Raw genomic sequence first — 24,555 nt, forward strand, 5'->3', positions numbered from 1 at the left:
CAGACGCTCTCCGAGGCGACGCAGCAGACGATCGACTCGGAGGTGCGGCGTCTGGTGCAGGAAGGCTATGACGACGCCAAGCGCATCCTCACCGAGAAGCGCGCCGATCTCGACGTTCTGGCCAATGGCCTGCTCGAGTTCGAGACGCTGACCGGCGACGAGCTGATCGGCCTGCTGCAAGGCAAGATACCGGTGCGCGAGGATGTGCCGCCGGCGGCGCCGCCCGCGCGTCCCTCGCCCGTGCCGACGGCCGGCGCGCGTCCCTCGCCGGAGCCGGACGCCGATGGGCTGGAGCCGCATCCGGTCTGATCGGATTTCCTCGAAAGCAAAAAAGCCCGGCGCGAGCCGGGCTTTCTTTTTTTCGCGCCTCTCGATGGCGCTTTTTGCGTCAGCGCCCCGCCGCGCGTAGCCCGGCGATGCAGCGCGCGAGATTGACGCGCGCGGTCGCGTCCCATGCCGCGCGCGTCTCCGCGCGGCGAAACACCGGCCTGTCGCCCTGCGCCAGCCCCTCCAGCATCTTCGCTTGATTGGCGGCGAATTCGGCCTCCTCGACGCCGATGGATTCCGAGCGAATCTTCTGCGTGTTGGCGGCGAAGATTTCCCAAGGCGCGGCGAGCGGGCTGAGATCGAGATCGACGAAGAGATCGAGATCGCCGGAGAAGCCGGCGTAATGCTCCGTCGTCGCGCGCGCGCGCGCGTGATCGGAGGTCGCCATCACCAGATCTTCGACGGCCTGCGCCTCGCCGCCCGTGAGAACCGTGTGGCGGCGGAAGGCCGAGACGCTGTCGCGCACATTCTGCCGGTCGAGCCGCGTCTTTCCATCCGGATCGCGCGCCAGATGCACGGCGTCGTGCCAGAAGATGGCGGCGGCGATGAGATCGGGCCGCGTGGCGAGCGAATCGAAACGCTCGAGCCCTGTCAGCAGCTCGTCTATATGCGCCCAGCTGTGATAGGCGCGATGCGGCTGGCGATAGGCTTCGTCGAGCGCCTGATAGGCGCCCGGCTCATGCGCCTCCGCGATTTGCCGCCAATAGCGCAGCCTGCGCGTCTCATCCGCGTTTTCCACTGTCGCGCCCGTCATTTGCTGTCCATCTTCCAAAAGGGCGCGCCTCCAGTCCTCGCCGGCGGAGCCGCCTCGAGAGCCGCGAGCCGCTGTTCCATAGCCATATAGCAACCACTCCAATGCGGTTCGACCGACGCCTTCAAATCCGCCGCCGCGACGCGGGCGCGGGCGAAGTCCCATTCGGCATGATAGCGCATCATCGTCACATGATCGTCACGCCACGCCACGAAGGCTTCGCTCGCCGCAAAGTTCTCGTCGCCGGCGAGCGCGTAGATGCGCGTCGGCGTCGAGCGTCCGACGACTTGCGCCGCGCCGAGATCGAGCCAGGCGAAATCAGCGGCGGCGTCACGCAAATCGCCGGAAACGAGAATATCCACGCGAAACCATTTACACAGTCCTTCGAGCCGCGATGTGAGGTTCACCACGTCGCCGAGGATCGAATAGTCGAAGCGTCGCGTCGAGCCCATATTGCCGACGCTGCACGGCCCCAGATTGAGTCCTATGCCCATCGCCGCCTTCCGATAGGCGCGTCCTTCGCGCCCGGCCTCGGCCGCGCGCTCGCCGTTGAAGCGCGTCATCGCCGCGCGCATCTCGAGCGCGGCGCGAATGGCCTTGCGCGGATGATCGGCGATATCGAGCGGCGCGTTCCAGAACGCCATGATGGCGTCGCCGATATATTTGTCGACCGTGCCCTCGCGATCGAGAATGGCGTCGGTCATCGGCGTCAGATAGGCGTTCATGAAATGTGTGAGCTCTTGCGCGCTCAGTCCCTCGGAGATGGTCGAAAAATCGCGCAGATCGGAGAACAGCACGGTGAGCTCGCGCGTCTCGCCGCCGAGCACCAGCCGCTCTGGATGCTCGACGAGGCCTTCGACGACGGCGGGCGCGATGAATTTACCGAATGCCATATGCACATGGCGCCGCGCGGCTTGATCCTGGCGCCATAACGCTACAGCGCCGACGCCATAGGCGAGCGCGACCGAGAGGCTGGGGAAAGCGGCGTCGACGAGCAGGCCGTAGCGATCGAAGGCGAGGAAAGACGCTGCGAAGAGCGCGCCGATCAAGCCGGTCGCGGCGAGCGCCGAAATCAAAGGCGTGACCAGCGGCAGCAGCGCAGCGATGAGGATGAAAGCGGCGCCGGCGACGACGAGCTCGAGGCCATTGGCCCAATCGGGCCGCGACAGCAGCGCGCCCGAGAGCAGCGATTCGAGAATCTGCGCATGAATTTCGACGCCGGGAATGGTCGGCTGCAACGGCGTCGCGCGAATATCGCCGAGGCCGACGGCGGTGGTGCCGATGAAGAGGATGCGCCCGTCGATCTCGTCGCGCGGGGCGCGATCCTCGAGAATCGCGGCCGCCGAGACGAGACGCCGAGGCGCCTCGGCGCCATAGCGCGGGCGAATGTCCGCTGCGGCGCCGACGGCGATCTCGAAGGCGCCGACCTTGACCGCATTGACGCCTGTCTGGCGTCCGAATGCGGTCTCGCCGCTGGCGTTGGAGGAGCGGACGATGATCGTCGAGGCGCCCTGGGCGACGCGCAGCGCCTCTAGAGCGAGGGAGGGCGTGACGCCGCCGCCGGGTCCTATGGCGAGCAGCGGAATGCGGCGCACGACGCCATCGCGATCGGGCGCCCAATTGGTCGCGCCGAGGCCGCGCGCCGCCGCCGCCAGCTCCGCGATCGGCGCGACGGCGGCGGGGAATTCGGCGAGGAAGGCGGAAGGATCGTCGCCGGCGATGGCGACGCCCGCCTTTTGCGGCGGCGCTCGCTTTTGCCCGGCGCCGGAGAGGGTGAGGCCGAGCGCCGCCGGCGCGGCGGCGATGGATCGCGCGAAAATCTGGTCATTGGGAATGGCGTCGGCGGCGATGGCGGCGATCTGCGTCTTGGCGGGACCGTCCGGCAGGCGTTGCGCATAATGATCGAGGCTCGTCTGATCCGTCTCGGCGAAGACGATATCGAAGGCGACGGCCGCCGCGCCCGCTTCGGCGAGCTTATCGACGAGCGCGGCGAGCCGCGTGCGCGGCCACGGCCATTGGCCGAAGGCGGCGAGGCTCTCCTCGTCCACCGCGATCACGCGCACGGGAAGGCCGGGATCATAAGGGCGCGGAGCGAGGCGCTGAAACGAGTCGAAGACGAAATTGCGCAGATCGTCCAGCGCCGGCGGCTGCAGCCGGCCGATCGCGACGATGCCGAGCGCCGCTGCGGCCGTCGCGAGGAGATAGGCCGGCCTGCGTTGCCGCGACCGTTTCAATCGCGCCTCCCTTCTCGGAACGAGTCTTCGTCAGATCGCTTATAGAACCGGGCCGCCGGGATCGGGCGGGGCGTAATAATAGTAGTCCTCGCTCGGCTCGGTCGGCGGCAGGGGCTGATGATGGACGCTCGCCTTGCTGCGCGCCAGCGCCTGCCCCGTCCAGAACGGGCTCAGAGTCTCGAGCCCCGGCTGCTGATCGATGGCGGCGAGGCCGAGCGGCGGGCGGGCGTCGTCCAATCCGAGCTCGGCCTCCTGCGCCGACGGCGCGCGCTTCGCCCCGGCGTGCTGACCGGGGCCGCTCGCCAGCCGGGCGGTCAGCCGGCGGATCGTCTCGATGCCGAAGAGGGCGGGCTCGCCCAGCTCGCCCTCGGCGGAGACGCACAGGCCGACGCCTGGGCGCGACAGACTGCGGGCCGCGCCTCGCGCGGCGATGGTCAGCACGCCGTACTGATTGATGACGAGCGCGCCGCAGCCCGGCTCGTCGAGCGCGATCAGCGCCGCGCCGCCGCGCACGCCGATCGTCGCCGAAGGGATGCGCAGCTCGGCGCCGCCGCCATGGCTGACGCCGCCGCCGACGAAGCGCAGCGCGCCCTTGGCCATGGACACGGCCTGCTCGCCGCCGCCGCCCGAATAGACGAAACGGTCGATCGTCACCTGGCTGCTGCGGCCGATCGACAAAGTGGAGGAATCGCGGAAGACGATTTGCGCGCCGCCCTCCGCGCCGGTCTCGACGCGCTCGCGATCGACGATATCGGCGCCCAGCGTCAGCGGTCGGGCCGGCGCTCCGGGAGGCGCGCTCTTCGCGCTCTGATTGACCGCGCCGACATTGCCGACGGCCTCGGCCAGGGCGCCGGAGGCGGTCGCCGTGAGCAGGGCCGCTATAGCGATTCTCTGCGCCATTCTGGACATCGGGGCTCCTCCTTCAGAATCGCGCGACGGGGCCGAACCATACGGAAAGATTATCCGTGCGGAAATTCGGCAGGTTGGACTCGTTGCGGGCGTATTCGAAAGCGGCCGAGAGGCCGATCTCGCGCGTGACCGGCGCCTCCACCAGCACGCCCGCCGCCCAGCCGACATCGCGGCGCGGCCGCCAGGGATCGACCATCGGATCGACGGCGTCGAAGGCGAGCTGGAAAATGCGGCCATAGGGCGCGATCGACCATTTGAGGCCGAGCGCGGCGAAAGGCGGATCGAAATCGATCCGCGCCAGCGCCTGCGCGTCGATCTCGTCGAAGGATTGCGAGCGCAGATCGGCGTTGTGGCGCGTGAAGGAGGCGCGCGTCTCCAGCCGCAGCGCGTCGGAATGACGCCAGATCGTCCCGATCGAGGCGGTGACGGCGCTGCCGGTGGAGATGGCGCTCAGCGAGGCGAAGGGGCCGCCGATGGAGACGCCGAGATAGCGATATTCGACGCCGGGCTCGAGGGTGAGCGCCGCGCCGGCGAGTGGCAGCCGCGCGACGACGCCGGCGCCGCCGGAATTGAGGAAATTGCCGCCGCCGACATAAGAGGTGAGGCCGGTGACATAGGGCTTGACGCTGGCGCCGGGGAGAAAATTCTCCTCGAGCGCGAAGCGCGGCCCGGCGGAGAGGCCAAAGACCCCGACATTATAGCTCGCCAGATGGAATTGCTGCGTGGCGTAGCCCTTGAAGCGTGTCTCCAGCTGCGCCGAGCGCGCGGCGTCGAGATCCGTGTCATTGGCGATGTCGACGCGCTCGAATGCGTTGAAATCGGCGCGGCGCGGCGCAGGCGACAGCACGCCGACGCCGCCGACCATGAACAGCCCATCGGTCGGAAAGAAGGAGGCGTTGGACTGCGAGCGCAGTCCCGTCTGCAGCCGCGCCGACCAGCGGCTCGATTCGGTCTGCCGCTCGACATCCGGCAGCACGGCCTCGATCTGCGCCTTTTGCGCGGGATCGAGATCGGGCGCCTCGAGCGCGGCGCGCAAATGCAGCGCGGCGGTCTGATAGGCGCCGAGGCGGGCGTAGAGCAGGCCCAGCTCCTTGCGCGCTCGCGCCAGCGACGGATCGAAGGCGAGGAGGCGCTCCAGCGCGCCAATGGCCGCCTCATGGTCGCCGAGATCGCGCGAGATCAGCACGTAACGATAGGTCGCGGCATAGTCGGTCGGATGCCGCCGCAAATGGTCGGACAGGCGCGTCTGTTCCGCGCGCTCTTCTGGCTCCGCCGCCGCCGGCCCTGCGACGATGGCCCCGCACAGCAGGACGGCCGTCAAAGTCGTCTGTCGAAACAAATCCACCACGGCCCCGCCCCTCGCGAAATTCGTCGGCGCCGGCAATGGCGCGGAAAGAAAAAGAAATTTCGCCGAAGGCGCGGTCAAGCTGACTCGAATCGCAGCCGGGCGCAAGCCACGCCTCGGCGCGCCACGGAATAACCTCTCGGTTGTCGCTGGCCGCCCTGCGCGAGACCGGATCGGGAGAGACGCGACGAGCTGGACGCGGGACGCATCGCCGCGAGCCTCTCGATGACGCCGAGGGCCGCGTCGAGCGCCATCGCGTCCGGCGGCGTCGCCCGGAAGCGCGGAGCGCCGCGCGGAACCGCGAGGAAGCGCCGGAGCACCAGCAGCAATTCCGCGGCGAGCCGGGTCGCGCCGATGTCGAGCGCCCTGCGCATGTCGGAAACGATGAGATCACGGACGAAATCCGCGCCGCGATCGCAGAGCATCAGATAGCTCTCATAGAGTGACTGATGAAAAGGCGAGGGCGTCGCGCCGTCGATCATCTCATGGGGGCCGAGCCCGCAGAGCGCGGCGCATCGGGAAAGCGGAATGAGGGCGAAGGACATTGCGGGCTCGTCTAGCGGGTCGAATGCTCGCATGGGGCGAGCCTCGCCACACTAAGCGGCGCGCCGCCGTGTTTCTGTGCGAGAACGCACAGAGATCGGGACTCAGCCGGCCTGCTCGAGGCAGGCGGTCAGACGCTGCTCCAGCGTCGAGGGGCGCAGCAGCACCAGCCCGCCGCGAATCTTCTCGGCGAGGCCCTCGTGGATCATCGCCTGCACCTCGCGATTGACCTGCTCGCGCCGGCAGCCGATGCGCGCGGCGAGATCGTGCTGCAGCGGCGGCGGCGAGATGATCGACTGGCCCTCATGGCCCTTGCGCGGCAGAGCGAGACGCAGCAGCTCGGCATAGAGCCGGTGGCGCAGATCGAGCACGGAGCGCTCGAACAGACGCGAGTTGAGATCGCGAATGCGCTTCGTCAGCAGGCGCAGCACCTTCTCGCAGACCGCCGGCTGGCTGAACAGCACGGTTTTGAACACGCTCGACGGCATGATGCACAGCTCGGATTTTGTCAGAGCCGAGACATTGGCCGAGCGCTCCGCGCCGTCGATCGCCGCCATCTCCCCGAAAATCTGGCCGGGATGGAGGTCGCAGAGAATGACCTCCTTGCCCGCCGGCGTGCGGATGAGCACGCGCAGATCGCCGGAGACGATGAAATAGACGTCGGTCGAGCGGTCGTCGTAATCGACGACGAGCTCGCGCTCATCGACGCGCCGCCAAATGCATTTGCGGGCGATCCGCTCCGCCTCGGCGGGGTCGAGCCCCTCGAAATAAGCAATGCGTAACAAAGAATTCGACACGGTATCGCCCCGCCCAGAGCCACAATCGCACTTTGACGAGTATTTCGCCGCGCGTCGAGGGGAAAGCGCTCACTGTTCGTGGACATAGTTTCCAGGCGCGGCGCAGAGCGGCGCGAAACCCTGCATCGCCGCTCCCATGGGCGGCGGCGAAACGCGCCCCGCCGAGCCGCGCGCGGCGAGCCATTCCGCCCAGAGCGGCCACCAGGAGCCTTCCTCCCGCCGCGCCGCGGCCAGCCATTTGTCGGCGGAGACATAGTGGCCGCCCGCCGGGCGCAGGCCGACATGATAGGAGCGGCCGCGACGGCCGGGCTCCGAGACCACTCCGGCGTTATGGCCGCCGGTGGTGAGCGCGAAGGTCAGCTCATTGTCGGTGAAGAGATGGACCTTATACACGGAGCGCCAGGGCGCGATATGGTCGGTCTCCGTGCCGATGACGAACATTGGCGCGGAAATATCCTTCAGCGCCACCACCTCGCCCTCCACGGCGTAGCGGCCGGCGGTGAGGCGGTTCTCGAGGAACAGGCCGCGCAAATATTGCGAATGCATGCGATAGGGCATTCGCGTCTGATCGGCGCTCCAGGCCATCAGATCATTGGGCTTCTGCCGCTCGCCGAGCAGATATTCGCGCACCGCCTTGGCCCAGACCAGCTCATTGGAGCGCAGCGCAGCGAAGGCGCCCGCCATCTGCCGCGTGTCGAGCACGCCCTGGTCCCACATCATGTCTTCCAAAAACGCCACTTGCGCCGCATCGACGAACAGCATCAGCTCGCCGGGCTCGCTGAAATCGGTCTGCGCGGCGAGCAGAGTGAGGCTGGCGAGACGCTCGTCGTGATCGCGCGCCATCGCCGCCGCGGCGATGGAGAGCAGCGTGCCGCCGAGGCAATAGCCGCAGCCGTGGACCTTGCGGCCGGGCAGCACGGCGTCGATCGCATTCAGCGCGGCGAGCACGCCGGAGACGCGATAATCGTCGAAGGAGAGATCGCGATCTTCCGGCGTCGGATTGCGCCAGGAGATCATGAAGACGGTAAAGCCCTGCGCGACGAGATAACGCGCCAGCGAATTCTGCGGCCGCAGATCGAGCACGTAATATTTCATGATCCAGGCCGGCACGATCAATATCGGCTCGGCGTGGACGGTCTCGGTCGAGGGGCCGTATTGGATGAGCTCGATCAGCTCATTGCGGAAGATCACCTCGCCCGGCGTCGCCGCCACATCGATTCCGACGCGAAAGCCATTGCCGCCATTGGGCGTGTTCAGAAGCGCGCGTGTATAGTCCTCGATGAAATTTTCCGCGCCGCGCAGGAGATTGGCGCCGCCTTCCTTCATCGTGCGGTCGATGACCGTGGGATTGAGCCAGAAGGCGTTGGAGGGCGAGAACAGCGCCAGCCATTGCTGCGCCATGAAGGCGACGCGCGCGGCGTCATTGGGCGTCATGCCGCGCGCCTCGCGCGTCGCCTGCCGCCACCAATGCTCGCTCGCGAGAAAACCCTGCTTCCAAAAGGCGAAAGGTGGCGCGTCCCAGGCGGGATCGTCGAAACGCTTGTCGAAAGGCGCGGGCGCGAAGGGCGCCGCGACGGTCTCGCCGCGCGCCGCATGAGCGACGAAGTGCGCGTATCTGGCGGCGTCCTGCATGGCGGCGAGCGATAATTCGATCTGCCGCCCTGGCGCGCGTGTCAGATGCGTCGCCCAATCGAGCCAGGCCGACATTTGCGCCAGCGGCGAGACGCCATGCGTGATGCGCGCCGTGAAGGCGCGGGCGGCGCGATCCAGCGTGTCGAAGGAGGGGATTTCGCCGCTACGGTCGATCTCCCGCGGCGTCGCTTCTGCGAGCGGCGGCGAAATGACGGTGGGGGAGACGATGTTCATCCGCGGTCGCTCCTGTGGAGGTGAGGGCTTATGTCGCCTATTTCATGAAATGCTAATGACCGCGCGCGGCGTCCCGCAGAGACCGTGGAAATTTATACCGCGAGTCGGGGATGCGCCATGCGCGATCTGCCGCGCTTAGGGAAACGGCGTCGAAGCCGCATTCTGTCATTGCTCGCGGGCAAATCTCGTCTCTATGTCGCGTCCCCGATAGAAACCGCCTTCGATCGAGACGACGTCCCGATCTATGATGAATGCGATGGTGACGCGGCGTTCGAAGCCGATCGTCCGCAAGCCGGGCAAGAGATCGTCACGCCTTCGCCCTCGCTCGGGGAAGGTGGAGAATCCCTGGCAATAGGCGACGATTCGCAGGATGAAGGCGTCGGCGACGCTTTCGCCCGCCCGGTCAGAAATCCAGGCGTGCAGACGATCGACCTCGCGCTCCGCCGCGGGCGTGAAGACGACCTTCGTCACGCGAGCTATCGCCCCGCTGCGCGCCGCGCCTTTATCCGTGCGAGCAATTCTTCGGCCGGAACGGCCCTGGAGGGGTCGGCGAGATATTCCGCATGGCCGGGGACGACGACATCGCGTAGCCATGTCTCGAGCGAAGCATCACGGTCCAGCAGAGCCTGCACGCCCTCGCTCATCAATGCGCTCGCCGAATCGTATTCGCCGCGGCGCAGCTTTTCTTCCACGACCTCGGCCATGTCGGGCGGCAAGGTGACGCTGAATTGCTGCTTGGCGGCCATGGTGGATTCTCCGAAGCTCGGAGCTTAGCAGAGCCGCGCGGCCGCGGCTATCTCTCCCTACAGCGCCCGCAGCTCATGCACGCTGAACAGCGCCTCCGCATCCGTCCATACGCGGCCGGGCGCCCAGCCGGCGTCGCTCGCCGTGACGCGAAACTCGTCCACGCCATATTTGTAGCAATCTTCCGTATGGATCGCCTCGCCGCGCGAGAAGGCGAAGTCGCGGCCGCCGATCTTCGCCGTCTGGCGGCGGCGGCTGACGAGGCGCATCTCTATGCGGCCGGCGCGCGCGTCATAGATCGCCTGATGGCCGAAGCCCGAGAGATCGAAGCCGCCGCCGAGCTCGCGATTTATGCGCGCGAGGAGATTGAGATTGAAGGCCGCCGTCACGCCATGCGCGTCATTATAGGCGGCGATGAGCCGCGACGGGTCCTTCTTCAGATCGACGCCGACGATGAGCCGGCCGCCCGGCCCGAGCAATACGCGCATGGCCAGCAGCAATGCGCGCGCTTCGTCCGGCGTGAAATTGCCGATCGTCGAGCCGGGGAAGAAGCCGATGCGGCGTCGATCGGCGAGCGCGGCGGGGAGCGGCGCCGGCCGCGAGAAATCGGCGACGATGGGGCAGACGCGCAAATGCGGGAAACGTGCGGAAAGACGTGCGCGCGCTTTCTCCAGCGCGCTGGCGCAGACGTCGATCGGCGCATAGACCGCGAGGCGCGGCGCGCTCTCGAGCAGAATTTCGGTCTTGCGGCTGGAGCCGGAGCCGAACTCGACCAGCGCTGCGTCCTCTCCGGCGCCGTCGAGCATCTCCTCGCCATGCGCGGCGAGTATGTCCGTCTCGACGCGCGTCGGATAATAATCCGGCAGACGCGTGATCTCGTCGAATAATTCGCTGCCCACCGCATCGTAGAAATAGAGGCAGGAAAGGCGCTTCTCGGCCCGTGAGAGACCGTCGAGCACATCTGCGGCGAAGCCGTGGCCCTTCGGCGCGGCTGGCTCCGCGCGATCGATATCATTGGTCATCGGCCGACATCCCTGGCGAGGCGCAGGCCGGCGAAGAGCCAGCGTTGGCGCGCATAGAGGAAGTTGCGATAGCTCGCGCGAATATGGCTCTGCGGCGTCGCGCAGCAGCCGCCACGCAGCACATGCTGGTCGCACATGAATTTGGCGTTGTATTCGCCTATGGCGCCGGCCGGCCGGCGATAGGCGGGGTAGGGGAGATAGGCGCTGCACGTCCACTCCCACACGTCGCCGAAGAGCTGGCGCGCATGGCCCTGGAATGTCTCCGCCGGCGGCAGCGGACGTAGCGCGCCGTCCTCGAGCAGATTGCCGGTGACCGCCTCCTGCTGCGCCACCGCCTCCCATTCGAATTCGGTGGGCAGGCGTGCGCCGGCCCAGCGGGCGAAAGCGTCTGCCTCATAGAAGCTCACATGGACGACAGGGGCGGCGGGCTCCAGCGGCCGCAATCCTTCCAGCGTCATGGCGAGCCAGAGGCCGCCGCGCCGCTCCCAATAGGCCGGCGCCTCCCAGCCCTCGCGCTGGATGGTCTCCCAGCCGTCGAAGAGCCAGAAGGCGGGATCGCCATAGCCGCCGTCCTCGATGAACTCCAGCCATTCGGCGTTGGTCACCGGCCGATCGGCGATCTCGAAAGGATGAATCAGCGCGTCATGGCGCGGCGCCTCATTGTCGAAGGCGAAATCCGTGTTGGCGTCGCTTCCGATGCGCACGATTCCGCCCGCGTAGCCGATCCAGCGCAGCGGCTCCGGCGCGCTGCAAAGGGCGCGCGGCGGCGCGGCGCGATAGGCCGGCCGCAGCGGATTGGCGGCGAAGAGCGCGAGAATATCGCTGAGGATCAGCTCCTGATGCTGCTGCTCATGCTGCAGGCCGAGCTCCAGCAGCCTCGCCGCCTCGCTCTGCGGCGCGAGGCCGGAGTCGAAGAGCCGCTCCAGCGCCTCCTCGACATGGCGGCGATAGGCCATGACGCGCTCGATCGAAGGCTGGCTCAGCAGGCCGCGTCGCGGCCGCGGCTGCCTGGCGCCGGCGCCCTCGTAATAGGAGTTGAAGCAATAGCCGAAAGCGGGATCGAAGAGGCGATAGCCGGGCAGAAAGCGCGCCAGCACGAAGCTCTCGAAGAACCAGCTCGTATGGGCGAGATGCCACTTTGTGGGGCTCGCTTCCTCGATCGCCTGCGCCGCCATATCCTCGGGGCCGAGCGGCGCGGCGAGCGCCAGAGTGCGCGCGCGCGTCGCCGCGAGCCGGGCGCGGCAAGTCTCGAGGGAAGACGTCTCGAGGGGAGGGTCGCCATGTGGAGGCGAAGCCAAATCCGGTCGCGCCATCGGCCGCGTCGCCATCGGCTCTCATCCTGGGCAAAGGTCGCGCCTTTTTCGGCGCCGTCGAACAGCCGGCCATATAGGCCGCGCCGGTGCGTCGGCAATCGGCGACAGCCTCGCTCGCGGCAAGGCTCGCGGCAAGGCTCGTGCGCAGGCGCACAGCCGCTCTGGATGGCGCGTCCTATGCTTCTCTCACGCTCGACGAGACGAGAGCGCGAAGCGAGGGGACGGGGCCGTGAAGACCGAAATCAAGAACAGCGAAACGTCGATCGAGATCATCCGCCGCGCCATGGACGCCAAGGGCAGTCTGCCGGTCGCCGCGGCGAGCCTTTCCGCCGAGGCCGATCTCTACGCCGCCGGGCTCTCGCCCTTCTGCGCCATTCAGGTGATGCTGTGGCTCGAGGCCACGCTCGATGTGGAGTTTCCCAAGTCCATGCTGCAGCGTCGCAGCATGGCGACCATGGGGACGATCGCCGCGCTCATCGGCGATCTGCTCCAGGCCGAGGCGCGCCAGCGGGCGGCGTGATCATCGCACCACGACGCGGGCGCCTTTGGCGACGCGCTTATAGAGATCGATCACATCCGCATTGAGCATGCGGATGCAGCCGGAAGACACCGCGCGTCCGATGCTCTCCGGCTCATTGGTTCCGTGAATGCGGAACAAAGTATCCTTCTGCCCCTGAAACAGATACAGCGCCCGCGCGCCGAGCGGATTTTTCAGCCCGCCGTCCATATGCTCGGGCAGATCGGGGCGGCGCTCCAGCATTTCCGGCGGCGGCGTCCAGCCCGGCCAGAAGGCTTTGCGGCCGATCTTCGCCTCGCCCTTCCAGGCGAAGCCCGTGCGGCCGACGCCGATCGCATATTCCACCGCCTTGCCATCCTCGAGCGAGAGATAGAGACGCCGTGCGCGCGTGTCGATCGTCAGCGTGCCGGGGTCCTCTGCGGTGGGGTCGCCTATGAAACGGCGCCGCGTCTGCCGCATGTCGACGTCGTCGTCATAGTCGATCGGCGTCGAGTAATTCGGGTCGGCGTCGGGCGGCAGGGCGGCGAGGCGGTCCCGGTCGCGATCGTCACGCTCGCGATTTTCCCTGGCGCGCGCTCGCGGGGCTTCGCGGCGTTCCTCGTCGAACGGCCAATTGGCGCGCGCGCGCTGGCGGCGCGGCTGCGCCTCGGCGTCGGGATCGGCCGCCGCGCCGTTCTGGGTCGACTCCGGCCAGAAATAATATTGCGCGGTCGCAGAGCCCGCATTGGCGAGCAGAGCGGCGACGCCGAGGACGAGACGCAGACGAAGCGACATGACGTGTATCCGATCGATTCCGACGGTCTTTGTCGACGACGAAAAAGGCGAAAAGCGGAACGGCGCCGCCAGCGACGGCGCATCCTCGCCACTAAGCTATATGGAGCGGCGGCGCGGGCGTGACAGGCTCGGCCGACTCGTCGTCGATCATCGCAGAGCCGGCGGCGAAAAGCCAAGGTCTCGTCGGATTTATTCGGCGTCCGCCTGTCGCGACGGCTCCGCTGCGGCGAAGGCGGGATGGGCGAGGCAATGCGCCTCTATGGCGAGAAGCTTCGGCAGCGTATCGAGCGGCGTCGAGAAGCGCCGCGCGGCGAAGAGCTGCGGGATGAGGCAGACATCGGCGAGCGTCGGCTGCGCGCCGAAGCAGAAGGGACCGGGCTGGACGAGCCGCTCCACCGCATCGAGCCCGCCCTGCAGGACCCAATGATGGATCCAGGCGTCGACGCCGGAATCGTCCTGCCCGAGCCGCTCGCGCAAATAGTCCAGCACGCGGCGATTGTTGAGCGGATGAATGTCGCAGGCGATGGCGAGAGCGACTCCGCGCGCCTTGGCCGCGAGCAGCGGATCTTTCGGCGTCAGCAGCGGTTGCGGCGCGAGCGTGTCGAGATAATCGATGATCGCCAATGATTGGGTGATGATGGTCCCGTCGTCGAGCTCGAGCGCCGGCGCGAGGCCTTGCGGATTCTTCGCGAGATAATCGGCTCGGCGCTGCTCGCCGCGTGCGAGATGCACGGGGATGCGCTCGACGTCCAAGCCTTTCAGCTCGATCGCGATGCGCACGCGATAGGCGGCCGAGGAACGGAAGTAGTCATAGAGCTTCATCGCCGTCGCCTCCGCCGCCGCCCGCTCTGGATTCGCTGGCCGCGCGCAATATGTTGAAGGAGAGCGTCATTCGCAAGGAGGCCGCAATGTCGCCTTCGCCGGAAAATCCGATGGGGACGGATGGTTTCGAATTCGTCGAGTTCGCCCATCCTGAGCCGGCGAAGCTCGCGGCTCTGCTCGAGCAAATGGGCTTCGTCGCCGTCGCGCGTCATCGCTCCAAGCATGTGACGTTCTATCGTCAGGGCGATGTGAATTATGTGCTCAACGCCGAGCCGGACAGCTTCGCCGCGGATTTCGCGCGCGCGCACGGGCCTTGCGCCTGCGCCATGGGCTTTCGCGTGGCGGATGCGCGCGTCGCCTATGAGCGCGCGCTCGCCTTGGGCGCGAGCGCGGCGGAGACCAAGATCGGGCCGATGGAATTGAAGATCCCGGCGCTCGTCGGCGTCGGCGGCGCGCTCATCTATCTCGTCGATCGCTATGGCGAGCGCGGCTCGATCTTCGACGTCGATTTTCGCTGGACCGGCGCGCGCGATCCGCATCCCGAAGGCGTCGGCCTCACGGTCGTCGATCACCTCACCCATAATGTCTATCGCGGCCATATGGACGAATGGGCCGGGTGGTACGAGCGCTTCTTCTCCTTCCGGCAGATTCGCTATTTCGACATAGAGGGAAAACTCACCGGCCTGCATTCGCGCGCCATGACCAGCCCCTGCGGGAAGATACGAATTCCGATCAACGAGAGCGTCGACGACAAGAGTCAGATCGAGGAATATCTCGTCGCTTATCGGGGAGAGGGCATTCAGCATGTCGCCTGCGCTTGCGACGACATTTATCGCACGGTGACGGCGCTGCGGGCGCGCGGGCTGCAATTCATGCCGGCGCCGCCGGAGTCTTATTACGCGCGCGTCGAGGAGCGGCTTCCCGGCCATGGCGAGCGGCTGGACCGATTGCGCGAGCTGGGAATTCTCATCGACGGCGAGGGGCGCAAGCTGCTGCTGCAGATTTTCTCGAAGACGGTGATCGGGCCGATCTTCTTCGAGTTCATCGAGCGCAAGGGCGACGAGGGATTCGGCGAGGGAAATTTCCGCGCTCTGTTCCAGTCGATCGAGGACGATCAGGTGAAGCGCGGCGTACTGCGCGCGGGAGGGTGAAGGGTTTCGCCGCTACGCGAACCCCACCTCCCCCTCGAGTGGGGAGGTCGACCGCCGAAGGCGGGCGGGAGGGGGTGACGCAGCAAAGACTCGCCGTCATTCGGAGATTGAGCCATGACTCTCCGCTACATGTCCGGCTTCGGCAATGAGTTCGCCAGCGAGGCATTGCCGGGCGCTCTGCCTGTCGGGCAGAACTCGCCGCAGCATTGCCCCTACAAGCTCTATGCGGAGCAATTGTCGGGCTCGCCTTTCACCGCGCCGCGCGGCGCCAATACGCGCAGCTGGCTCTATCGCATTCGCCCTTCCGTGCGGCATGTCGGGCGTTTCGAGCGGCTCGAGCTTCCCTTCTGGAAAAGCGCGCCTTTGCGCGAGGAGCATGATCTGCCGCTCGGCCGCTATCGCTGGGGGCCGCCGCCCATGCCCGATGGCGCGCTCACTTTTCTCGCCGGCGTGCGTATGATGACGACGGCCGGCGACGCCGATGCGCAGAGCGGCATGGCGGCGGCGCTCTATTTCGTCATGCGTTCTATGACCGATGATTATTTCTACGACGCCGACGGCGAATTGCTGCTGCTGCCGCAGGAAGGCGCGTTGCGTCTCGTCACCGAATTCGGCGTGATGGAAATCGCGCCCGGCGAAATCGGCGTCGTGCCGCGCGGCGTGAAATTCAAGGCGGAGCTGGTCGCCGGGCCGGCGCGCGGCTATCTGTGCGAAAATTACGGCGCGCCTTTCACTCTGCCGAATCGCGGGCCGATCGGCGCCAATTGCCTCGCCAACGCCCGCGATTTCGAGACGCCCGTCGCCGCTTTCGAGGACGTCGAGCGGCCGTGCCGGCTCACGGTGAAATGGGGCGGCAAATTCTTTATCTGCGGGCTCGATCATTCGCCGCTCGACGTCGTCGCCTGGCACGGCAATTACGCGCCCTACAAATATGATCTTCGGCGCTTTGCGCCGGTCGGCGCGCTGCTCTTCGACCATCCCGATCCGTCGATCTTCTGCGTGCTGACGGCGCCCTCGGAGCGGGAGGGGACGGCCAATATCGATTTTCTGATTTTCCCCGAGCGCTGGCTCGTCGCCGAGCACACGTTTCGTCCGCCCTGGTTCCATATCAATGTGATGAGCGAATTCATGGGGCTGATCTATGGGCGCTATGACGCCAAGCCGGAGGGATTCTCGCCCGGTGGCGTCTCGCTGCACAACAGCATGCTGCCGCATGGGCCGGACGCGCAGAGCTTCGCGCAGGCGAGCGCGGAGGCGCTGGCCCCGCAAAAGCTCGAGGGGACGCTCGCCTTCATGCTCGAGACGCGGCTGCCGCAGCATGTGACGCGCTACGCCGCGCGGCTCGAGACATATCAGAATGACTATGCCGATTGCTGGGCGGGGCTCGCGCGCCGCTTCGACGGGACGCCGTGAGGACAAGCGATGAAGCTCGCTTCTTTGAAAGCTGGACGCGATGGCAGGCTCGTCGTCGTCTCGCGGGATTTGACGCGCGCCACAGAGGCGGTGGAGGTCGCGCCCACTCTGCAGGCGGCGCTCGATGATTGGCCGCGCGCCGCGCCGCTGCTCGCCGTGATCGCCGAGCGGCTGGAGGCCGGGTTGATCCCCTCCTTTCGCTTTCGCGAGCATGAGTGCGCTTCGCCGCTGCCGCGCGCCTATCAATGGGCCGACGGCTCGGCCTATGTGAATCACGTCGCTCTGGTGCGCAAGGCGCGCGGCGTGGAGATGCCGCCCTCCTTTTGGAGCGATCCGCTGATCTATCAGGGCGGCTCGGACGGGTTTCTGGGGCCGCGCGATCCCATCCATTTTCTCGACGAGAAATTCGGCCTCGATCTCGAGGCGGAGGTCGCCGTCGTCACCGACGATGTTCCGCTCGGCCTGGACGCCGAGCCGGCGCGCGCCCATATCGCGCTCGTCATGCTGGCCAATGACGTGACCTTGCGCGGCCTCACCGCCAGCGAGCTGGCCAAGGGCTTCGGCTTTTTTCAATCCAAGCCCGCCTCGGCCTTTTCCCCCGTCGCCGTGACGCCGGACGAACTCGGCGCGGCGTGGGATGGCGCGACGCTCTCCGCGCCGCTGCTCTCCTTCATCAATGGCGCGCCGCTCGGCCGGCCCGACGCCGGCGTCGACATGACTTTCGATTTCGGCCGCCTCATCGTCCATGCGGCGCGCACGCGCGCGCTGTGCGCCGGCGCCATCATCGGCTCCGGCACTGTGTCGAATCGCGCCGCCGACGGTGGGCCGGGCCGGCCGATCGCCGATGGCGGGGTGGGCTATTCCTGCCTCGCCGAGCAGCGCGTCGTCGAGAGCCTGCTCGGCGGCGCGGCGCGCACGCGATTTTTGCTGCCGGGCGACCGCATCCGCATCGAGATGCGCGATTCCGCTGGCCATTCGATCTTTGGCGCGATCGAGCAGGAGGTGGTCGCAGCGAGCGAGATTTAGGAGTGAGGGGACAATATCTTTTTCACCGTGAGGCCGCCCAAGGGCGGCGCTCCCTCCGGGGGGAGAAGGGAGCGCCGCGCAGTGGCGGCCGACGAGAGGAGCGAGGCGGCATGGACCGGAGTGGTCCGCTCGGCGTCGCTCGAGAGGCGCAGCTGATCGGAGGGAGGTCCGATCTTCGCCTTTCAAGTCGGTCGACAGATTCCGCGAGCCTCGCCGGCCCTGAACCGCTTTTCCGTCGCCATGGCCCGCCTCGCATCGGGGGGAGATTCCGCGCCTCGGGGAAAGGCGCGTCGAGGATGAGACATGGGTGACGCAATTGCGGGGTCCGCCATCTGAGACGGCGAGCGCTCGCGGAAGTCCGCTCGAATCGTCACGACTCTCGGGAGAAGAGCGCGACAATTCGTGTTTCTTGTTCCTGTGGCCTACGTGACGCCCGCGCGTTCAGACGCGAGAGAAACGAGGAACGAATCTTAGGAGACAAGCCGGACGCATAGCGTCCGGGAGGGCCGCATCGACATCAGACGAAGGCAGGCGGCGCTCGCGAGCGGAGATTGTCCGGGCTCTCATCGAGGTCCCGACCGAGGCGAGAGGCAAAATCGAAACGCGTGGAAATCTCGAAACGATAAACGATATGCGTGATGGTCGCCGGCAGAGTCGGCGGCGCGCTGGAGACGCATGCGTCGCAGCAGACGACGAAGGGCGTCTCGGGCGCGCCATGGGCCTTTTGGAAGTCCTGGCAGAAAGCGGCGCGATCCTCGAAAATGCTGACGCCTGCTCCACCATGGCCGCGATGCGACGCGAAGCCCAGCGCGCCGACGATGATCGTCAGCGTATAGAGCCCCAGCGCCAGTCGCTGGAAAAAGGTCGAGCGTAATCTATCGGCCATGGTGAAAGAGACTTGCATTCATCGTTGTAAGAGTCAAGGAGAGCGCGAGCGGCGCTTCACCAAGAAAAGCCGCGCAGCTCGAAGGAGCGGGCGATGGAGAGGCCAGCGGTGAATTGATTGCGGGAGCCGATCTCATTGGGAATCGGGCTCGCGCCGACGCTGCCGGTCAGCCGCTGCAGGCCGCCGTAAATGGTGGCGTTGGTGTCCTTGGTGAAATCATAGCGGAAGGTGGCGAGCCCGCCGGCGGCGGTGAATCCGCCATTGGCCTCATAGGGCTCGATGCGGCCATTGGCCAGAGATTCGAAAGGCGTCACCGAGAAATAGGCGTTGGCGTATCGATTGTCGCCGAGGCTGAGGCGCGGTCCGAAGGAGAGCGTCGCGCGGCCGTCGCCGCCATAGAGATCGGCCCCCAGCGAGGCGACGAAGCCCTTGTGCCCGTCTATGCCCTGACGCAGCTCGGCGCGCGTGCGGAAATGCTCGCCCTGATATTCGGCGAAGCCGCCGATCTCATGAGTGAGCTCGACGGTGTGCACGCCGGTGAGCCCGTCGCGCTGGCCGCGCTTGAACACGAAATTGGCCACGGGACCGGCGCGAAAGCCGTTGGAGTCGAGAATGGCGAAGCCGAATCCGTCATCGGGCGTCGAGAACAGCTCCGGCTCGCCGATGCGTCGGAAGCTGATCGAGGGAAACGGATAGGGACGCAGCGTGCTCGAGCCCGGGAAGCTCGGCGTCAGGGCGCCCATGACGCCCACCGTCACGATCCAACCCTGGTCCGCCGCGGCGAATATGGGCGTCCGAGCAGGGGGCTCTGGCATGCGCAGGTCTTGCGCCTGTATGTCTTGCGCGCGCTGCTCTTCCGCATGCGCAAAAGGGGCTGTGCCGGCAAGGCCGACACAGGCGAGAAGGCCGATCATCGCGGCGTGGGCGCGAGGCATGGCGGGACCCTCGTTGCAGCGTAACCAATTCGTCATCATTATTATCAGCCGGCGGGCGAAGCTGCCAAGTCCGTGGAGGCGCGGCCACTTTTTCGCCGTCATGCGTCCACCGGGCGCGATCGGAGCGGAGCGATGGAAAAGGACAGGCTGGCGGCTTTCAGCGACGGAGTCGTCGCGATCATCGTCACCATAATGGTGTTGGAGCTGAAGGCGCCGCACAGCGCAGAATGGTCCGCGCTCCTTCCTCTGGCGCCGACTTTCGCCAGCTATGCGCTTAGCTTCGTCTATGTCGCCATCTATTGGAACAATCACCATCATCTGCTCTACGCGGTCTCGCGGGTGGATGGTCGCGTGCTATGGGCCAACACGCATCTTCTATTTTGGCTGTCGCTCATCCCCTTCGCCACCGCCTGGATGGCGGACAATGACTTCGCCCGCGCGCCCACCATTCTCTATGGCCTCGCGCTGCTGCTGCCGGCGATCGCCTATTATCTGCTGACATTGGCGATATTGCGGGCGGACGGCCCGGCCTCGCCGCTCGCCGGCGCGCTCGGCCGCGATGTGAAGACCAAAGCGTCGATCGCGCTGTATTTTTGCGCCATCGCCGGGGGATATTTCGTTTCTCCGCTGCTGGCGCTCGCCATCTATGTGGGCGTCGCGATCATGTGGTTCACGCCCGACCCGCGCATAGAGAAGGTCGTCGCCGGTCCGCGATAGATACAGAATCAGCGATAGATCCAGGCGTTGCGGGACAGCACGCCCTCGCCGCCCATCAGCCGCACGGCGACGTCGCGCGCGAGCGCCATCGGCCCCGAGAAATGGCAATTGGCGCCCTGGCGCAGCGAGGCGCGCTGAATGCGGATCGCCCGCTCGATTCGCGCCGATTGATAGGCGTGGAGCGCCGTCTCCACTTCCGCGCGCGCATCCGTGAAGGCATGGCCGAGCGCTGCGGCGTCCTCTATCGCCTGCGCCGCGCCTTGGGCGAGGAAGGGAACCATGGGATGCGCCGCGTCGCCGAGCAGCGCCACGCGGCCGCGGCCCCAGCGCGTGATCTCCGGCCGGGCGTAGAGCGGCCAGCGTCGCCAAGCGCCGCCGGCCTCCAGCAGAGCGCGCAGATCGCGGCTCCAGCGTCCAAAGCCCATGGCGCGGACCAGCTCCTCGCCGGTGCGCGTCTCGGCGGCGGGGCCGCGATCGGCGCGATCCTCGATAATGGCGACGGCGCTGACGATGCTCGCATCGCGCAGCGGATAATGGACGATATGGCCGCCCGGTCCGAGCCAAATATGAGTCTCGCGCTCGCGCAGGGCGGCGGGCGCCGAATCGATGGGCATCAGCGTCCGCCAGGCGGTGAGCCGCGCCGAGCGAGGCGCGTCGTCTGCGACGAGGCCGAGCGCATCGCGAATCGTCGAGCGCAGCCCATCGGCGCCGATCAGCGCCTCAGCCTCCAGAGTCGCCTCGCCGATCACCGGCCGCACGCAGCCCTCGTCCTGCGTGAAGCCCTCGCAGCGCGCGGCGGTGCGCGTCTCGACGCCGAGACGCAGCGCCTCGTCGAGCAGCGTCTTCTGCAAATCGGCGCGGTGGAAGACGCGAAAGGGCGCGCCCCAGCGGTCGCGCGCCTCGGCGAGCGGCAGGCGCGCCAGAACGGCGCCGTCGGCGGCGCGGCGAATATTGAGGGCGCGGGGCTCGAGGGCGACGGCGTCCAGCGCCGGGCGCATGCCGAAACCCTGCAGAATTCGCCCGGCGTTGGGCGAGATTTGCAGGCCGGCGCCCACTTCCTCTATGCGCTCGGCCTGCTCGAGGACGAGCGTTCTTTTGCCGGCGCGCGCCAGAGCGATCGCCGCGGCGAGCCCGCCTATGCCGGCGCCGACGACGATGAAGGGAGCGCCCATTCGCGCGGCGTCAGGCGGTCGGGTCGAGAACGGTCTCGGAATGGTAGACGCATTCGGCCGGATCGGCCGCGCCATGGCCGAGGGCGGCGTCGAAGACATAATGCGTCGAGCAATAGGGGCAGACCGCCTCGTCCGCCGCGCCCATGTCGATGAAGACATGCGGATGGTCGAAGGGCGGCAGCGCGCCGATGCACATGAATTCCTTGGAGCCGACCTTGATCTTGGCGACGCCCGGCTGATTGTGGAAGTGCGGTGTGGAATCGTGCGACATGGCGGGGAGTCCCTCGAGCGGTCGGTTGGCTGCGCGCAGCTATATTGGAGCCGCGCGGTTTTGGGTAGGGGGAGGAAGGTCGCGGGCGGCGCGGAAGCCGTTGATCGAACCAATCTGATTCACATAATAATCTGTACGGCCCAATGAAGGCATCGCCTATGACCGCCTTTACCGTCCGTGTGACGGACGCCACCGCCGCCAAGCTCGAGAAGCTGGCCAAGAAGCTCGACCGTTCCCGCTCATTCGTCGCGGCGCAGGCGATCGAGGATTTTGTGGAGCGCGAGGCGTGGCGGCTCGCCGAGATCGACGCTGGATTGGCCGACGCCGAGCGCGGAGATTTCGCCTCTGAGGCGGAACTGGCCAAGATAATCCAGAAATATGTGAAGCCCGCCCGCACGGCATGAGGCGCCGCTCGATCCGTTGGGGGCGATCGGCCGCACGGGACGTCTCAACGGCACGCGCGAGCTGGCGTTGGCCGATATTCCCTACATCATCCCGTATCGCGTCACATTGAGCGATGTCGAAATTTTGACTGTCATGCATGCGGCTCAAAAATGGCCGGAGGAATTGTGAGCGCGGACCCCGAAAGGGGAGGGAGCGCGCTCTGACATTGTGAAGGCATGAACTCCTTCACCCCCGCACCCGCACATATTCCCCCGGTGCGTCGCACAGCGGCTTCAGCTTCCCGCCGCCGGGGATGCGCGCCGGCACGCGTTGCGGCGCTTGCGCGGTGATCCAGGCGAGCCAGTCGCCCCACCAGGAGCCCTTGTTCTCATGGGCGGTCTTCGCCCAATCCTCATAGACGCCGACGGGCGGGCCGCCGGTCCAATATTGATATTTGTTCTTGGCCGGCGGATTGACGACGCCCGCTATATGGCCGGCGCCGGCGAGCACATAGCGCACCTCGCCGCCGAAATATTTCGCGCCCGTGAAGACCGAGCGCGCCGGCGCGATGTGGTCTTCCTTCGCCGCCAGCTCATAGATCGGGATCTTCACCTTGCGCAGATTGAGCGTGACGCCGTCTATGACCATGCGGCCCTGCGACAGCGCATTCTCTATGTAGCAATAGCGCAGATAGAAGAGATGGTTCGCGCGCGGAATGCGCGTGCAGTCCGAGTTCCAGGTGAGGAGATCGAAAGCCGCGGGCTCGACGCCCTTCATGTAATTGTTGACGAAATAGGTCCAGAACAATTCGTTTGGACGCAGCATATTGAAGGTCGTCGCCATTTTGACGCCTTCGAGATAGCCTGTGCGCGACATAGCTTCATCGAGCGCGGCGAGGCGCGCCTCGTCGATGAACACCTGCATGTCGCCGGCGTCGGTGAAATCCACCTGAGTCGCCAAAAAGGTCACGCTGTCGATGCGATCGTCGCCCTTCTCGGCCATATAGGCGAGCGTGGCGGCGAGCATTGTGCCGCCGACGCAATAGCCGGCCGCCGCCACATGTCGCGCGCCGGTCGCCTGCTGCACCGCGTCCAGCGCGGCGAGCACGCCTTCCTTCATATAAGCGTCGAAGCCCTTCTCCGCCTGGCTCTCGTCGGGATTGACCCAGGAGATGACGAAGACGGTGAGGCCCTGCGCCGTCGCCCAGCGCACGAAGCTCTTCTCGCGATTGAGATCGAGCACATAGAATTTATTGATCCACGGCGGCACGATCAGCAGCGGGCGCTCATAGACCGTCGACGTCGAGGGCGCATATTGGATGAGCTCCATCACCTGCGTGCGATAGACGACCTTGCCGGGCGTCGTGGCCATGTCGACGCCGAGCTCGAACTTGCTCTCGTCGCTCTGACGCAGCTTCAACATGCCATGGCCGGCGGAGAGGTCTTCGGTCAGCATCTTCATGCCGCGCACGAGATTTTCGCCGCGCGCGTCCAGCGTGGCGCGCAGCAGCTCGGGATTTGTGGCGACGAAATTGGAGGGCGACAACGCGCTGGCGATGAGCCGCGTGTAGAAGCCGGCCTTGGCCTTCACCTGCGGGTCGAGCCCTTCGGTGCTCTCCACCGTCTCGCCGGCCCAGCGCGACGTCAGCGCATAGGATTGGCGCAGCCAGTCGAAGAAGGGATTGTCGTTCCACTCCGGCGCGGCGAAGCGCTTGTCATGGGGGTCCGGCGGAACGATCGGCGGCGTGTCCTCGCCGGAGAAGCGGCGCAGCGTCTGGCTCCATATGTCGGTGAGGCCGGAGACGAGCGTCGCCTGGGCGGCGTAGGCCTGATCCGGCTTGGCCATCCAGCGCTCGGCGACGATGCCCAGCGTCTTGACGGCGTCGGCGACATTGCTGGCCAATTCGCTGCGCGTGTCGCCCGGCTCCATGCCGCCTATGGCGGCGGCCAGCGCCTTGCGGCCCTGATCGACGAGGCGAGCCAGATTCTCCGCGAAAATCTCGAAATCATGAGCGTTGGGCGCCGCCGCGTTCAGCGTCGGCGGCTTTAGCCGCGCGGCGGCCGGCGTGGGCTCCGGCTCCGGCGCTCGGGGCGCGAGCCGGTCGACGAGCCGGCGGCGCTGCTCCTCGGACAATTCCTCCACGGCGCCAGCCAGCAGCGCGGCTGCGGCCTCGAGCGCGGCGTGACGATCGGTCCCCGCATCCTTTGCGACGGCGGGGCGGGGCGCCGGCGCGGCTTCGGCGGGGGCGGGCTTTTTCGGTTTTGCTTTCGCCGCCGGTTTCGCCGGCGCCGCGACCACGGGCTTTTTCACCGCGCCGCCGCCTTTGGGCGCGCCGCCCTGCAGCGTGAGCGTCGACGTTCGCTCGCCTGCCGCGGCGCGCCCCTTCGGCGCCTCGGGCGCGGCTTGGGGCGCGGCTCGGAGCTCGGCCTGAGGCTCGGCCGCGGCGTGAAGCTGCGGCCGCCGTTTGGCTCCGGCTGGCGAACGTCTTTGTGCGGTCATCGGCGGTCCTGTCCTCGGCGGCTCGGCGCCGCCGGCCTCGTCACTTCCTTAGAGCATATCCCGCGAAGGTTCGGAAACCGTCTCTCGCGGAGAAAAGCGCTTCCTCCAATACTTAAGCGCGGCGATGCGTCGCGGAA

At 66.9% G+C, this 24,555-nt stretch carries 25 protein-coding genes and 1 pseudogene; 8 read left to right on the forward strand and 18 right to left on the reverse strand.

Features of this window, described 5'->3' with window-relative positions:
* Nucleotides 1-309 (forward strand): annotated as a pseudogene (locus EDE12_RS19370) (cell division protein FtsH); the annotation flags it as partial.
* Between the two features lie 79 nt (nucleotides 310-388).
* On the opposite strand, the gene EDE12_RS19375 reads toward EDE12_RS19370, so the two are convergent.
* From EDE12_RS19375 to egtB, 11 genes are all read right to left on the reverse strand, one after another.
* Nucleotides 389-1,081, reverse strand: coding sequence for a hypothetical protein (locus EDE12_RS19375; protein WP_024880863.1), 693 nt, complete (start codon nucleotides 1,079-1,081; stop codon nucleotides 389-391).
* Nucleotides 1,078-3,312, reverse strand: a complete 2,235-nt coding sequence (locus EDE12_RS19380) for an adenylate/guanylate cyclase domain-containing protein (protein ID WP_036291113.1) — start codon at nucleotides 3,310-3,312, stop codon at nucleotides 1,078-1,080. Before EDE12_RS19380 ends, EDE12_RS19375 begins: the two co-directional genes overlap by 4 nt.
* Before the next feature lie 39 nt (nucleotides 3,313-3,351).
* Nucleotides 3,352-4,221 carry a FecR family protein gene (locus EDE12_RS19385; protein ID WP_084768567.1) on the reverse strand — a complete coding sequence of 290 codons (870 nt, stop codon included), beginning with the start codon at nucleotides 4,219-4,221 and terminating at the stop codon, nucleotides 3,352-3,354.
* A 13-nt stretch (nucleotides 4,222-4,234) separates the two neighbouring features.
* Nucleotides 4,235-5,566, reverse strand: coding sequence for a tetratricopeptide repeat protein (locus tag EDE12_RS19390; protein WP_245275802.1), 1,332 nt, complete (start codon nucleotides 5,564-5,566; stop codon nucleotides 4,235-4,237).
* 77 nt (nucleotides 5,567-5,643) lie between these two features.
* On the reverse strand, nucleotides 5,644-6,111 hold the full coding sequence (locus EDE12_RS22145; protein ID WP_024880859.1) for a hypothetical protein: 468 nt from the start codon (nucleotides 6,109-6,111) through the stop codon (nucleotides 5,644-5,646).
* Between the two features lie 102 nt (nucleotides 6,112-6,213).
* Nucleotides 6,214-6,906: a Crp/Fnr family transcriptional regulator gene (locus EDE12_RS19400; RefSeq protein ID WP_051465447.1), complete on the reverse strand. Its 693-nt coding sequence runs from the start codon at nucleotides 6,904-6,906 to the stop codon at nucleotides 6,214-6,216.
* Between the two features lie 69 nt (nucleotides 6,907-6,975).
* Nucleotides 6,976-8,772 carry an alpha/beta fold hydrolase gene (locus EDE12_RS19405; RefSeq protein WP_084768566.1) on the reverse strand — a complete coding sequence of 599 codons (1,797 nt, stop codon included), beginning with the start codon at nucleotides 8,770-8,772 and terminating at the stop codon, nucleotides 6,976-6,978.
* A 165-nt stretch (nucleotides 8,773-8,937) separates the two neighbouring features.
* On the reverse strand, nucleotides 8,938-9,243 hold the full coding sequence (locus EDE12_RS19410) for a type II toxin-antitoxin system RelE/ParE family toxin (protein WP_024880856.1): 306 nt from the start codon (nucleotides 9,241-9,243) through the stop codon (nucleotides 8,938-8,940).
* 5 nt (nucleotides 9,244-9,248) lie between these two features.
* Entirely contained in the window at nucleotides 9,249-9,518 is a 270-nt protein-coding gene (locus EDE12_RS19415) for a type II toxin-antitoxin system ParD family antitoxin (protein ID WP_024880855.1), read from the reverse strand.
* Nucleotides 9,519-9,575: 57 nt separating this feature from the next.
* Entirely contained in the window at nucleotides 9,576-10,538 is a 963-nt protein-coding gene (egtD, locus tag EDE12_RS19420; protein WP_026599239.1) for an L-histidine N(alpha)-methyltransferase, read from the reverse strand.
* Entirely contained in the window at nucleotides 10,535-11,866 is a 1,332-nt protein-coding gene (egtB, locus tag EDE12_RS19425) for an ergothioneine biosynthesis protein EgtB (RefSeq protein WP_026599238.1), read from the reverse strand. Before egtB ends, egtD begins: the two co-directional genes overlap by 4 nt.
* A gap of 214 nt (nucleotides 11,867-12,080) precedes the next feature.
* Between egtB and EDE12_RS19430 the strand changes: the two genes are divergently transcribed.
* Nucleotides 12,081-12,371, forward strand: coding sequence for a phosphopantetheine-binding protein (locus EDE12_RS19430; RefSeq protein ID WP_026599237.1), 291 nt, complete (start codon nucleotides 12,081-12,083; stop codon nucleotides 12,369-12,371).
* Here the strand turns inward: EDE12_RS19430 and EDE12_RS19435 are convergent, their stop codons facing one another.
* Nucleotides 12,372-13,142, reverse strand: coding sequence for a L,D-transpeptidase (locus tag EDE12_RS19435; protein ID WP_026599236.1), 771 nt, complete (start codon nucleotides 13,140-13,142; stop codon nucleotides 12,372-12,374).
* 189 nt (nucleotides 13,143-13,331) lie between these two features.
* Nucleotides 13,332-13,964: a maleylacetoacetate isomerase gene (gene maiA, locus EDE12_RS19440; RefSeq protein WP_026599235.1), complete on the reverse strand. Its 633-nt coding sequence runs from the start codon at nucleotides 13,962-13,964 to the stop codon at nucleotides 13,332-13,334.
* 50 nt (nucleotides 13,965-14,014) lie between these two features.
* On the opposite strand from maiA, the gene hppD reads away from it, so the two are divergent.
* From hppD to EDE12_RS19455, 3 genes are all read left to right on the forward strand, one after another.
* A complete protein-coding gene (hppD, locus tag EDE12_RS19445; RefSeq protein WP_051592541.1) occupies nucleotides 14,015-15,115 on the forward strand; it encodes a 4-hydroxyphenylpyruvate dioxygenase in 1,101 nt (366 codons plus the stop codon).
* Nucleotides 15,116-15,229: 114 nt separating this feature from the next.
* Nucleotides 15,230-16,528 carry a homogentisate 1,2-dioxygenase gene (gene hmgA / locus EDE12_RS19450; protein WP_026599233.1) on the forward strand — a complete coding sequence of 433 codons (1,299 nt, stop codon included), beginning with the start codon at nucleotides 15,230-15,232 and terminating at the stop codon, nucleotides 16,526-16,528.
* A gap of 9 nt (nucleotides 16,529-16,537) precedes the next feature.
* Nucleotides 16,538-17,554: a fumarylacetoacetate hydrolase family protein gene (locus tag EDE12_RS19455; protein ID WP_026599232.1), complete on the forward strand. Its 1,017-nt coding sequence runs from the start codon at nucleotides 16,538-16,540 to the stop codon at nucleotides 17,552-17,554.
* 517 nt (nucleotides 17,555-18,071) lie between these two features.
* On the opposite strand, the gene EDE12_RS19460 is transcribed toward EDE12_RS19455, so the two are convergent.
* On the reverse strand, nucleotides 18,072-18,458 hold the full coding sequence (locus tag EDE12_RS19460) for a hypothetical protein (protein ID WP_026599231.1): 387 nt from the start codon (nucleotides 18,456-18,458) through the stop codon (nucleotides 18,072-18,074).
* 38 nt (nucleotides 18,459-18,496) lie between these two features.
* Nucleotides 18,497-19,375, reverse strand: coding sequence for a MipA/OmpV family protein (locus EDE12_RS19465; RefSeq protein ID WP_026599230.1), 879 nt, complete (start codon nucleotides 19,373-19,375; stop codon nucleotides 18,497-18,499).
* Between the two features lie 132 nt (nucleotides 19,376-19,507).
* Here EDE12_RS19465 and EDE12_RS19470 point away from each other — a divergent pair, with 132 nt between their 5' ends.
* The gene (locus EDE12_RS19470; RefSeq protein ID WP_024880845.1) at nucleotides 19,508-20,092 is read left to right on the forward strand and encodes a TMEM175 family protein; all 585 of its coding nucleotides are present in this window, start codon (nucleotides 19,508-19,510) and stop codon (nucleotides 20,090-20,092) included.
* 8 nt (nucleotides 20,093-20,100) lie between these two features.
* On the opposite strand, the gene EDE12_RS19475 is transcribed toward EDE12_RS19470, so the two are convergent.
* Together EDE12_RS19475 and EDE12_RS19480 are read right to left on the reverse strand one after the other, a co-directional pair.
* A complete protein-coding gene (locus EDE12_RS19475; RefSeq protein WP_026599229.1) occupies nucleotides 20,101-21,264 on the reverse strand; it encodes an FAD-dependent monooxygenase in 1,164 nt (387 codons plus the stop codon).
* Nucleotides 21,265-21,274: 10 nt separating this feature from the next.
* Nucleotides 21,275-21,535, reverse strand: a complete 261-nt coding sequence (locus EDE12_RS19480; RefSeq protein WP_024880843.1) for a zinc-finger domain-containing protein — start codon at nucleotides 21,533-21,535, stop codon at nucleotides 21,275-21,277.
* 158 nt (nucleotides 21,536-21,693) lie between these two features.
* Between EDE12_RS19480 and EDE12_RS19485 the strand changes: the two genes are divergently transcribed.
* Both EDE12_RS19485 and EDE12_RS19490 read left to right on the forward strand, forming a co-directional pair.
* Nucleotides 21,694-21,939 (forward strand): CopG family ribbon-helix-helix protein, encoded by a 246-nt coding sequence (locus EDE12_RS19485; protein ID WP_024880842.1) that lies wholly within the window; start codon nucleotides 21,694-21,696, stop codon nucleotides 21,937-21,939.
* A gap of 16 nt (nucleotides 21,940-21,955) precedes the next feature.
* Entirely contained in the window at nucleotides 21,956-22,108 is a 153-nt protein-coding gene (locus EDE12_RS19490) for a hypothetical protein (protein ID WP_348625820.1), read from the forward strand.
* Between the two features lie 57 nt (nucleotides 22,109-22,165).
* Here EDE12_RS19490 and phaC read toward each other — a convergent pair whose 3' ends face one another.
* Nucleotides 22,166-24,418, reverse strand: a complete 2,253-nt coding sequence (phaC, locus tag EDE12_RS19495; protein ID WP_026599228.1) for a class I poly(R)-hydroxyalkanoic acid synthase — start codon at nucleotides 24,416-24,418, stop codon at nucleotides 22,166-22,168.
* Nucleotides 24,419-24,555: the final 137 nt, after the last annotated feature.

The organism is Methylosinus sp. sav-2 (genome assembly GCF_004366495.1).
In the GTDB taxonomy this organism is placed as follows: Bacteria; Pseudomonadota; Alphaproteobacteria; order Rhizobiales; family Beijerinckiaceae; genus Methylosinus.

Bases quoted from the DNA above. Each gene is read 5' to 3' on its own strand.
- EDE12_RS19375 (WP_024880863.1), bottom strand. From the start codon at position 1,081: ATGACGGGCGCGACAGTGGAAAACGCGGATGAGACGCGCAGGCTGCGC.
- EDE12_RS19385 (WP_084768567.1), bottom strand. From the start codon at position 4,221: ATGTCCAGAATGGCGCAGAGAATCGCTATAGCGGCCCTGCTCACGGCG.
- EDE12_RS22145 (WP_024880859.1), bottom strand. From the start codon at position 6,111: ATGTCCTTCGCCCTCATTCCGCTTTCCCGATGCGCCGCGCTCTGCGGG.
- EDE12_RS19405 (WP_084768566.1), bottom strand. From the start codon at position 8,772: ATGAACATCGTCTCCCCCACCGTCATTTCGCCGCCGCTCGCAGAAGCG.
- EDE12_RS19415 (WP_024880855.1), bottom strand. From the start codon at position 9,518: ATGGCCGCCAAGCAGCAATTCAGCGTCACCTTGCCGCCCGACATGGCC.
- egtD (WP_026599239.1), bottom strand. From the start codon at position 10,538: ATGACCAATGATATCGATCGCGCGGAGCCAGCCGCGCCGAAGGGCCAC.
- egtB (WP_026599238.1), bottom strand. From the start codon at position 11,866: ATGGCGACGCGGCCGATGGCGCGACCGGATTTGGCTTCGCCTCCACAT.
- EDE12_RS19435 (WP_026599236.1), bottom strand. From the start codon at position 13,142: ATGTCGCTTCGTCTGCGTCTCGTCCTCGGCGTCGCCGCTCTGCTCGCC.
- maiA (WP_026599235.1), bottom strand. From the start codon at position 13,964: ATGAAGCTCTATGACTACTTCCGTTCCTCGGCCGCCTATCGCGTGCGC.
- hppD (WP_051592541.1), top strand. From the start codon at position 14,015: ATGTTGAAGGAGAGCGTCATTCGCAAGGAGGCCGCAATGTCGCCTTCG.
- hmgA (WP_026599233.1), top strand. From the start codon at position 15,230: ATGACTCTCCGCTACATGTCCGGCTTCGGCAATGAGTTCGCCAGCGAG.
- EDE12_RS19455 (WP_026599232.1), top strand. From the start codon at position 16,538: ATGAAGCTCGCTTCTTTGAAAGCTGGACGCGATGGCAGGCTCGTCGTC.
- EDE12_RS19460 (WP_026599231.1), bottom strand. From the start codon at position 18,458: ATGCAAGTCTCTTTCACCATGGCCGATAGATTACGCTCGACCTTTTTC.
- EDE12_RS19465 (WP_026599230.1), bottom strand. From the start codon at position 19,375: ATGCCTCGCGCCCACGCCGCGATGATCGGCCTTCTCGCCTGTGTCGGC.
- EDE12_RS19470 (WP_024880845.1), top strand. From the start codon at position 19,508: ATGGAAAAGGACAGGCTGGCGGCTTTCAGCGACGGAGTCGTCGCGATC.
- EDE12_RS19475 (WP_026599229.1), bottom strand. From the start codon at position 21,264: ATGGGCGCTCCCTTCATCGTCGTCGGCGCCGGCATAGGCGGGCTCGCC.
- EDE12_RS19480 (WP_024880843.1), bottom strand. From the start codon at position 21,535: ATGTCGCACGATTCCACACCGCACTTCCACAATCAGCCGGGCGTCGCC.
- EDE12_RS19485 (WP_024880842.1), top strand. From the start codon at position 21,694: ATGACCGCCTTTACCGTCCGTGTGACGGACGCCACCGCCGCCAAGCTC.
- phaC (WP_026599228.1), bottom strand. From the start codon at position 24,418: ATGACCGCACAAAGACGTTCGCCAGCCGGAGCCAAACGGCGGCCGCAG.